Annotated in this window: 11 protein-coding genes; 8 read left to right on the forward strand and 3 right to left on the reverse strand. The window is 37.4% G+C overall.

The annotated features are described in order from the left end of the window. The 4 genes from K9M74_05175 to K9M74_05190 form a co-directional block, all read left to right on the forward strand. Positions 1–2,092 (forward strand): hypothetical protein (locus K9M74_05175; protein ID MCF7799267.1); only part of this gene is annotated, 2,092 nt, incomplete at its 5' end. Between the two features lie 181 nt (positions 2,093–2,273). Further along, a complete protein-coding gene (locus K9M74_05180; protein MCF7799268.1) occupies positions 2,274–2,738 on the forward strand; it encodes a small multi-drug export protein in 465 nt (154 codons plus the stop codon). 194 nt (positions 2,739–2,932) lie between these two features. Continuing rightward, positions 2,933–3,931, forward strand: coding sequence for an AAA family ATPase (locus tag K9M74_05185; GenBank protein MCF7799269.1), 999 nt, complete (start codon positions 2,933–2,935; stop codon positions 3,929–3,931). Next, positions 3,918–5,162, forward strand: a complete 1,245-nt coding sequence (locus tag K9M74_05190; protein ID MCF7799270.1) for a VWA domain-containing protein — start codon at positions 3,918–3,920, stop codon at positions 5,160–5,162. The genes K9M74_05185 and K9M74_05190 overlap by 14 nt, the downstream gene beginning before the upstream one ends. 72 nt (positions 5,163–5,234) lie before the next feature. On the opposite strand, the gene K9M74_05195 is transcribed toward K9M74_05190, so the two are convergent. Next, positions 5,235–5,843 carry a peptidase C39 family protein gene (locus tag K9M74_05195; GenBank protein ID MCF7799271.1) on the reverse strand — a complete coding sequence of 203 codons (609 nt, stop codon included), beginning with the start codon at positions 5,841–5,843 and terminating at the stop codon, positions 5,235–5,237. Between the two features lie 182 nt (positions 5,844–6,025). Here K9M74_05195 and K9M74_05200 point away from each other — a divergent pair, with 182 nt between their 5' ends. The 4 genes from K9M74_05200 (at position 6,026) to K9M74_05215 (ending at position 8,360) form a co-directional block, all read left to right on the forward strand. Further along, positions 6,026–6,595 (forward strand): hypothetical protein, encoded by a 570-nt coding sequence (locus tag K9M74_05200; protein ID MCF7799272.1) that lies wholly within the window; start codon positions 6,026–6,028, stop codon positions 6,593–6,595. A 10-nt stretch (positions 6,596–6,605) separates the two neighbouring features. Continuing rightward, positions 6,606–6,836 (forward strand): hypothetical protein, encoded by a 231-nt coding sequence (locus K9M74_05205; protein MCF7799273.1) that lies wholly within the window; start codon positions 6,606–6,608, stop codon positions 6,834–6,836. A gap of 154 nt (positions 6,837–6,990) precedes the next feature. After that, entirely contained in the window at positions 6,991–7,596 is a 606-nt protein-coding gene (locus K9M74_05210) for a hypothetical protein (GenBank protein ID MCF7799274.1), read from the forward strand. A 26-nt stretch (positions 7,597–7,622) separates the two neighbouring features. Beyond that, on the forward strand, positions 7,623–8,360 hold the full coding sequence (locus K9M74_05215) for a 50S ribosome-binding GTPase (protein ID MCF7799275.1): 738 nt from the start codon (positions 7,623–7,625) through the stop codon (positions 8,358–8,360). A gap of 16 nt (positions 8,361–8,376) precedes the next feature. On the opposite strand, the gene K9M74_05220 is transcribed toward K9M74_05215, so the two are convergent. Both K9M74_05220 and tpiA read right to left on the reverse strand, forming a co-directional pair. Continuing rightward, positions 8,377–8,628, reverse strand: a complete 252-nt coding sequence (locus K9M74_05220) for a hypothetical protein (protein MCF7799276.1) — start codon at positions 8,626–8,628, stop codon at positions 8,377–8,379. Positions 8,629–8,636: 8 nt separating this feature from the next. After that, a complete protein-coding gene (tpiA, locus tag K9M74_05225; GenBank protein MCF7799277.1) occupies positions 8,637–9,305 on the reverse strand; it encodes a triose-phosphate isomerase in 669 nt (222 codons plus the stop codon). Between the last annotated feature and the right edge of the window lie 231 nt (positions 9,306–9,536).

The raw sequence follows: 9,536 nt of genomic DNA on the forward strand, positions 1-9,536 counted from the left end.
AGTGAAAAGAATGAAAAAAGTATTTGCAGTTGCTGCAACCTTAGGAATGGTTGGCGCAACTATGGTAGGTGCTTTAGCAGACCTAGGCAATTACCCTGCACCCTTTGTTGACGAAGATGGTGCTTTTACAGGTGCAATTGTAGTAGGAGCTAATGCAGCAACGGCCGATGTACTCGGTGCTATTGATATCGCAGCTAGTTTACAAGCTGAAGCTAAAACAGGCGTAGCTATTGCAGGCGGCGCAGTTGCAGTTCAAGGCGGAGATCTTATCGATACAGAAGATTTAAACGCAGTTGTTACAAAAACGTTAACAGATTCTGACGTGGAAAGTTTACTTGATACTACTGTTCGATGGAATTCAGGAGACTATGACGTCTATGAAGAACTACATTTAGGCGGTATGCAAGTTTCAACCCATTATCCAGGTGGAAGCGCAACTGATGAATTTAATTCAGATCCATATCTGACAGTAGACACGGCAGGTCAAATTGAATATCGATATGTATTTGATGAAGCAATTGATCCAAGTGCAGCAGACGTAACTTTTGAAGATAGAAACCTAGAGTTAAAACTATTAGGTAAATCTGTTAAAATTAGCGCAGTAACTAGCGCAACAAAGGATTCTATTCGTGTCGAATCTTCTGCTGAAACCTTTATGGAACAAGGAGATATGGTTGAAGTAGATGGTCACGAAGTAACTTTGAAAAAAGTTGGAACATCCTCTGTTTTAGTAACAGTTGATGGCGAAACTAAAGCTATTTCAGACACGGCAACTACTGCAACTGAATTTGAACAAGCAGATTACTTCAAAGTGGAATTAGTCTCTATGTTTTATATTGAAGGAGCAAGTGATAATTCAGCAACTCTAAAACTAGGTGAAGACTTAGTAAAAGTAGTTGAAGATGGTGAACCAATGACACTCTTTGGTGAACCGGATGATGACAATGAAGCTGAATGGTTATGGTCTATTAACATACAGAACAGTGGTAACATTACTCAGGACGACTATATTGGAGCTGAGCAAAGTATCGCACGAACCAAATTAGATCTTGAAGATGCAGACGAAGAACGACCAGCACTTGCTATGGGCGAATCCTTAGATTTCCCTAACAACTACGCAAGCATTAGTTTCTCCGGTTGGGAAGACGCAGTGCAGTCAGAGTATGAAACATTAGTTATTGAACCAATCAATACAAGAATTAATGGATCATATGTTGATGCAATGAGATTGAGTTCAAGTGATGACAGCGACGTCTTCTATGTGTATAATTCAAGTGATGACTTACAAGCCAAATCTTCAGAACTATACCTTGTAGAAACAGCTACAGCTGAGTTATTTGATGTTTGGGATGATGAAAAAGAAATCTTATTAGCCGATTTCAACATCACAGAAAATTACATCGAATTCAAGCTAGACAGTGAAGCAATTACTATTGCTGTGAATGACACTGCTGCATGGAATCTCTCTGATACAAATGGAGAATATTTTATGCTAGCTGCACATCATGCAGTATCATTTGGTGCAACTGCAGATGAAGCAGAAGCTAACGATGTTGTTTTTGTTGGAACTGATATTAGTGAAGACGACAAAGCCTACAGAACGACCTATGGTATTATGTGGGAAGATATGGAAAGCATGATGGATTCAGACATGTTCCGAATTAGCGTTCCAACACAACAGCAAAAACCTGCAATTGCAGTAACTGGTCGCTCTTCAAGTGTTGGCGTTAGCGAAGCTGGTATGAGTTACACAGTTAACCCAATTAGTCTAGGTCTTGGTATGCTAGATACTGACGCAACTGTAGGCAGTAAACCTATGATTGTAGTTGGTGGTCCAGTAATCAACACCGCAGCAGCTGAGTTAATGGGCAACCCTACACCTGATGAAATTGCAGAAACCTTCTCACAAGGTAAAGCAATTATCCAATGGCATGAAGACCAACAAGCTATGCTTGTAGCTGGTTATGAAGCTATGGAAACACAAGGTGCAGCTTACGTAGTAGCTCGTTATGGCTCATACGACTTTGCTGGTGAAGAACTAGAAGTTGTAGTGACGTCACTTAACGACATCGAAGTAAACGCTGTTGAATAAAGGCTTCGGCCTATTTTTTTTCTTTTTTTTCTTTTCCATTCTTGTCTAGTCACTTCGTTCGTGAGTTGCTTTTAGCAACCATAGGAGAGCGTTGGAGCATTCAAACTCGTTTGAACGCGCCGTGAAAAATTCTCTTTTTTCTTACATCATGTTTAAATAGAATTACTTGTTTAGAACTCTTATGTTGGTAAACTATTTGATGGTGTTTGGCATTGCCTTAATTCCCTTTGTAGAACTACGACTTGCAATACCTTTAGGAATAGGCATGGGACTTTCTCCCGTACTCGTTTTTCTTACAGCAGTTATAGCTGATATCCTTTTAGGATTCTTACTTATTGAAATTCTTTATTTACTTGATAAATGGATTCCTCATTGGAAACTATTAGGTATTGGAAAATTTTATCTTCGCACACGCAAAAAAGCACATCGAAAAATAAGTCATTTCACAGAAAAATATGGGCTTGTAGGTGTTGCACTCTTTATTGCTGTACCTTTGCCGGGAAGCGGCGTATACACAGGATCGCTTGGCGCGTTTCTCATTGCACTTGAGAAGAAACGATTTCGACTGGCATGTGTTATTGGTGCAACCATTTCAGGACTAGTTGTGACGCTACTTTCACTTGGCGTGTTTGGACTATTTCGTTAGCTCTCATTTGCGCTTGTTTGGGTGCTACGCTATGTGGCTGTTAAGGAATTTCTGCGTAGGTGTTTTTTAAGCAAAAACAAAAGAAGTACTATTCATGGATGGAAATAATTTATTTTTTCAAAGGCGCATACGTTTATTATTTATAATAGTTTCTGCAAACGTTTAAATAGAAATTACTCTTCAGCAGCCGAGAAATGGACTTAAGAAATATATCTTTCCCCTCAATTGTAGGATTAACTGACGTTAAAAAACAACTTGCATCAGCACTTCTTTTGAAGCGACACGCAGTACTTGTAGGCGGACCTGGTATGGGAAAAACAACCATGGTACGTGACATAGCAGTTCTTTTAGGAGAGCAAACGCTTAACGCTTGCGGGTTTCATTGTAAACCAGAAGCACCTGTTTGTCCACACTGTAAAGCAACACAAGAAACGGTGCCGACACAGACATTCACCGGACAAGAACTTTTTGTGCGTGTACAAGGAAGCCCAGATTTAACCGTGGAAGACTTAATTGGCGATATAGACCCCATTAAAGCAATGGAGTTTGGACCGCTCTCGCCGCAAGCATTTAGCCCGGGAAAAATCTTTAAAGCAAACAATGGTATTCTCTTTTTTGACGAACTAAATCGATGCTCGCAACGATTACAAAACGCACTTCTTCAAGTACTTGAAGAACAAAAAGTAACCATAGGAAGCTTTGATGTTGATATTGCCGTTGATTTTGTTTTTATTGGTACGATGAACCCTGAAGATACAAACACCGAACCATTAAGCGATGTACTCCTTGACCGATTTGACTTAATCTATGTGCATTATCCAGACACGCAACGAGATGAAGAAACAATTGTGCGCAAACAAGGAAAAACACTTCTCACTTTTCCGGATAATTTATTTAGTGGCATGATAAAATTTTTACGAGATATGCGTGTAAATGAAAATCTTGAGCGAGTACCCAGCGTGCGAGCAAGTATTGGACTTTATGAACGAAGCCAAGCCATAGCACAACTTAATGGTCGAGAAACAGTTAAGCCACTAGATATCATGGAAAGTTTAACCAGCGTTCTTGCACACCGAATTAAACTCAAACCATCGGTAGCCTACCTAAAACAACCAGTTGATTTCTTACGAGATGAATTTAATCAATACTGTGAAGAAAATGGTTTTTCTTTAGCAGGCGATGAAGTTCCCTGATGATGGAACCAGTCAGGAACAAACACAGTCAGATGAGGTGTTAAGTGACCTTGAGCGAGAAGCTTGTATTGATGATACGCATGATGGTGACGAACTTTCTGGTCATTTAGGAACAGACCCAGACCATGAGCGACTCGCGCACACTGTGTTAGAAGTGAATACTGACCAAGTTCCAGATGGCATGCTCGTTGAAGAAGCAGGCAACCAAAACCTTTCTTCATTTTTACCTGACATGATGTTTAAAGAAATGGTGAAAGACTACAAGAACGCTAACAAATTGTATGGTAATACTATTATTCGCGCACTCACCGGATACGATCCACGGTTCATTGATAAGAATATTAAAATTCCAGAATTTCAACGAGAACTCCAAAAAAAACTCAAAGATAAATCTGATGACCTTCAAGAAAAAGGAATTCTAAGTGCGGGTGGACAGTTTAGTACAGAAGCACTTGATGCTGCAGCATTGTTTCTGATTAATGAAGAATTCAAAGAAAACACTCATGGCTATTCGAATTTAGGAGAACCAGTACATAAAGCCGCAAACGCTGTGGGAGATAAAAGCACTATTCGAGCGTATGCTCGCGGTGATGCATTCAAAGACATAGCTATTCGAAGAACTATTAAACAAGCAATTAGGCGTGGACGAACAGAAATTATAGAAGATGATTTGTATAGTTTTGATAGGGAAGCACGCCAACAAGTAAACATAGTGTATGCATTGGATACTTCTGGTAGTATGAAAGGAGAAAAACTTCGCCTTGCAAAACGAGCAGGCGTAGCGCTTGCTCACCGAGCAATACGCGACAGAAACAAAGTAGGGTTAATTATTTTCGATACCCAACCAAAAAAACAAATACCTTTGACAAATGATTTTCTAACGTTTACTCGACCATTAGCAATTTGTAGCCCCGGACAAGAAACAGATATAGCGCAAGCAATTGCGAAGGGAACAGAATTATTACAAGACGCAAAAGGAATAAAACACATCGTGTTATTAACTGACGGATTACACACAGTATCAGGAGATCCAAACGCAGCGGTACTTGAACAAGTTGGGATAGCATCAAGCCAGGATATTACTATATCGGTAGTAGGTATTTCTCTTGACAAACTTGGTGAAGATATGGCAAAAACAATAGTTGATTATAGCAAAGGAAAACTCTACAGCGTCCACGGCGCAGACGAAATAGGTGGAGTGGTTATCGCTGATTATAACAGTTTAAAATAGAACTAGCGTATGTATTTTTTTTTCTTTACTTGTTTTGTAATGCGTTTGATTGTTTCTTGTTGCCGGATTATTTTAAAACACTACCATACATTTTTCTCTTTTCTTTTTTGTCTTGAGTTCCTCTAGGGACTCTTCGAGCATTTCTCGAGTGATTTTTTTTCTTCGACGACGTGGGTCGATGATAAAATATTGATTAGAGTCAGTTGCGCTTTTCTTGTAAATAACAATATATTTTGACGTTGACTTAGTTCCGCGAAGACGACCAGCGTTAACACGGATAAGAAGAATTTTTTCTTTAGCAAGTAAACTATCAATGTAATTTACATCAAAATCTTTTTCGACGATGAGAATGCCGTCTTCTTCAGCTTGCTTTTTGTATCGATTAGCAATTTTCTCAGCAAGCTCAATTTGCTTTTTTGTATAGCGTTTGAATCGATAATCAGGATAGGTATAACTTGCGTCTTCAATAATAATTTTAGGTTGCAGACCTTTTTCTTTAGCATACATTGCCAAGCCAAAGACCGATGATGCTCTTGTAGGAAGAATGGCGCTCTTTAGCCAAATATCTAATTCGTTTTCCTGACTAAACTCGATTGTAGCGTCAAAATAATGCAGAATAGAAAGCAGGGCAGAAGCAGCTCCCGTATAATTAGTGGTTTGCTTGTATGATTCAAGAATCATAGTTTTAGTCAAAATCCTTTTGTTTTTAAAGTTTCCTCTTCTTTGGCTCTGTTTTTGCAGGGAATTTATTTACATACTGCGAAGTATTATTCTCGCGAAGTTTAACAAAACATTTATAAAGCAGAAAAGGTAGATTATACTTATATATAGTCTTATTAACGAGTAAAAAGAGGTGCACTATAATGAAATTTTCAAAGAAAGCTTCCATGCAACTTTCTATTAACGCAATTGTAATCTTAGTCTTAGCAATGGCTGTTTTAGGTTTGGGTTTAGGCATTGTGAAAGGTATTAAAGGCAAAGCAAATGAATTTTTAGATTATGAAGTTGATTTATCTGCTACAGCTGATGCAACAACCCCTATTGCAAATGTTCCTGAAGAACTTGACCTTCGAGCGAATAAAGAAAATCTTATTCATATCAGTTTTTATAACGCGGGTACAGGTGATTCTAGTCAATGCGATTCAGAGGGAGCAGAATTACGACTTGATTGTGATGGCTTGAAAAAAACTATTTCTGATGGTGGTTCTGAAGATGTTTCGCCTGATTCTGGTTTTAAACCTTTTGAGTATGTACAAAAAAAGATAAAAATTGATGATGGAACTGCAGGAACACTTAATGTAAAAATAATACCAAACAAAGAGTTAATCAAAAAATCATATGCTTGTTCAGTTGTTGTTTCCTGTGGGGTTTATGATGATAATCGGCCAATTGATACTGAAGAATACGGACTCTTTGTAAATATTGTGGCATAGGTGAAACATGATGGTAAAACAAAAAAAACATTTAACCAAACAAGAAGAATTTGAAATCATGAAAATTGTGCTTGATAAGTTTCTTTTGCTCGGTGTATTTATCATGTCGCTAGGAATTTATCTTATAGTGACTGCACTTGAAAACTTTGCAATGGGCTTCACCGTATTAGGCGTTGGCGCGGTAATACTTATTATTTTTGCAATGATACTTGTGAAAGAATATAATTTCATACAACATTAATGGAATTTTTTTGTGTTTCCTTGCATATTTTTTTTAGATTTTTTTTATTTTTATCACCTTTTTTATTTTTTTTTAGTATATAATTAGTTAGTTTATTATTTTTTATTTTATTATTTACTTAGTTTTTTTATTAGGCGTATGAGTGTAGGTGTTTATGGTGTTTCACAGCAAAAAAGGTATAGAACTTTCTATTAATATGCTTGTTGTTATTATTCTAGGTATTATTATTTTGGTTGCTGGCTTAACCATGTTTTACAAAGCATACGATAACGTAGGCGGACTTAATGATCAAGTTGATGCGCAAACACAAGCACGACTCAATGCGCTACTTGATGATGGTGCGCCGATTGTTGTTCTGATGAATACTAAAACTGGCGAACGAGGGGACGGAACCATTTTTAGCGTTGCAGTGAATAATAATTTACCTTCTACAAAACACTTTAAGATTAATGTTTCCTATGCAACAACAACAGCTGATTATAGTGATGAATGCTCAGGTAATAACCCTTTTTTAGCAGAAAACTGTTATTGTGAAGATGATTTTGATTTTTGTGCAGACAATTGGATATTAGGAGGGAAGCGAGAGTTCACCTTGGAGAATAATGAACGAAAATCATTCCCTGTGCAAATAACCCTTCCCAAAAAAAACATTAAACGAGGACAGTATATTTTCAATTTAGATGTATATTATAAAGAATTAACTGATTCTGATTATGTACCTTTCTCAACACGACAAAAGCTCTACGTAACGATAAACTAATAAAGCAAACACGCTTTTTGTTTTCTATGGCAAATTTCTGGAGACTTGTGGATAGCGTCCTTAATGAAGCAGACATAGTCCTTATGGTAGTTGATGCACGCATCATCGAAGAAACAAGAAACAAAGAAATAGAGCGAAAAGTGCATGATGCAGGTAAAATACTCATTACTGTCATTAATAAAGCAGACCTTGTTGAAAAAGATACACTTGAGCCATACAAAAAATTACTCCATCCCTGCGTTTTTGTCTCAGCACAAAAATTCTATGGTATGACAAAACTACGTCATACTATACTTCGCTATGCAGAAGGACGAGAAGTCGTCGTCGGTGTTGTTGGCTATCCAAACACAGGGAAATCAAGCGTGATAAACGCGCTGAAAGGAAAAGCAAGTGCTGGCGTCTCCTCACAAAGTGGTTTTACAAAAGGACGACAACTCATTCGCATCGATAATAAAATAACTATTCTTGACACGCCAGGAGTTCTTGCAGACAGCGATGAAAAACAATCAGCTCGACTCGTGGTCACTGCAAGCACAACAAAAACAAAAGATCCAGAAGGAGCAGTATTTGAACTTTTTAAAACACATAAACAAGAAATTATCTCTTTTTATGGTGTTGTTGCAGAAAAAGGAAATGATGAAGAAGATATTTTGGAAGCAATAGCCAATAAACTAAATAGAAAAAAACAAGGTGGCTTGCCTGACACGTTTACCGCCGCTAAAATAATTCTTAAAGATTGGCAAAAAGGAAATATAGTAATTTAACCTATATAATCTTCATTTAAAATGTTATTATGGTAAATCCAATTACAACGGTTAATAGTATTGCTAGACACCCTAATCCTATTCCAACTTTCTCAATAGTTTTTTTATCAGGATATTTTTTTAATCTTTTAACTCCCATAACAATTGTTACTATACCTAGCACCAATGGGATGAGTAAAATTAAAACATTTTCAACTACCATAACACCGTATAGTGTTAGAAGTGCAATTGCTCCAATGATGTTTGAATGAATTTTTCCTTTTTCCATTTTTAATTCTATACTCCTTTGACTAGGTCTTGGATTGCTTTCTTTTTATTCTTAGCTTTGGTAACTCCGCTAGCTACAAGAACGCCCATCGTTCCTAATTTTAATGCAGCTTTCACATCTTTTGTTCCTTTTATTCCTGCGCCGCACAGAACAGGGATTTTTGTACTTATTTTTTTCACAGCATCAACGCTCTTTGTCACCATTTTTGGATTGGCACTGGTTACAGAACTATCTCCGCCGATAAGCTTTGGCGGTTCAATTGCAATAAGATCAGGATTGAGCTTTGCAATCTTTTTTGCTTCGCTAGGTGATTTCACGCAGACAACACTTATCATATCAGCTTCCTGAAGAAGAGCGAGTGTTTGCATAATTTGTTTTTTTGAAATACGATTTTCTGAATGGTTTACAAGACATCCTACAGCACCATTTTCTTTTAAAGCCTTAATACTTACGCCACCAGTATTTTGACCAGGAAGCGCAATATCGACGTGCTGAGCAAACGTGATAACGCCTGTTTTTGCTACTGCTTGAATGTCTGGAGCTTGCACAGCGCATACAACGTTTTTCTTTGTTGTTTTAACAACACTAGCGGCGTCTTTAGCAAGAGCAACAGCGTCTTTACCGCTAGACTCATTATATGTTTTAAAATTAATCATGACAATTGGAACTTCAATCATTTTTAGACCTCTTTATGTTCTTTTTTAGGGGCTTTAGATTTTAAATGTTTTTCTTTGCCAACGAATGGTAGGCGTCATTTGTGCACCTCGCTACGTTCGATAGCACATAACATTCTATTTCTACTTTTTTTGTGGATTTTTGATTTTAAATGTTTTCTTTGCGCTTTACTGCGCAGAACTATTTGCTTCTCTGAAGCAAAATGTTTACTGTTCGTCGTGATGATTTGCTTC

The sequence above is a fragment of the Candidatus Woesearchaeota archaeon genome, from assembly GCA_021734105.1.
In the GTDB taxonomy this organism is placed as follows: domain Archaea; phylum Nanobdellota; class Nanobdellia; order Woesearchaeales; family SKGA01; genus SKGA01.

Bases quoted from the DNA above. Each gene is read 5' to 3' on its own strand.
- K9M74_05200 (MCF7799272.1), top strand. From the start codon at position 6,026: ATGAAATTTTCAAAGAAAGCTTCCATGCAACTTTCTATTAACGCAATT.
- K9M74_05195 (MCF7799271.1), bottom strand. From the start codon at position 5,843: ATGATTCTTGAATCATACAAGCAAACCACTAATTATACGGGAGCTGCT.
- K9M74_05205 (MCF7799273.1), top strand. From the start codon at position 6,606: ATGGTAAAACAAAAAAAACATTTAACCAAACAAGAAGAATTTGAAATC.
- K9M74_05210 (MCF7799274.1), top strand. From the start codon at position 6,991: ATGGTGTTTCACAGCAAAAAAGGTATAGAACTTTCTATTAATATGCTT.
- K9M74_05220 (MCF7799276.1), bottom strand. From the start codon at position 8,628: ATGGAAAAAGGAAAAATTCATTCAAACATCATTGGAGCAATTGCACTT.
- K9M74_05190 (MCF7799270.1), top strand. From the start codon at position 3,918: ATGAAGTTCCCTGATGATGGAACCAGTCAGGAACAAACACAGTCAGAT.
- tpiA (MCF7799277.1), bottom strand. From the start codon at position 9,305: ATGATTGAAGTTCCAATTGTCATGATTAATTTTAAAACATATAATGAG.
- K9M74_05180 (MCF7799268.1), top strand. From the start codon at position 2,274: ATGTTGGTAAACTATTTGATGGTGTTTGGCATTGCCTTAATTCCCTTT.
- K9M74_05215 (MCF7799275.1), top strand. From the start codon at position 7,623: ATGGCAAATTTCTGGAGACTTGTGGATAGCGTCCTTAATGAAGCAGAC.
- K9M74_05185 (MCF7799269.1), top strand. From the start codon at position 2,933: ATGGACTTAAGAAATATATCTTTCCCCTCAATTGTAGGATTAACTGAC.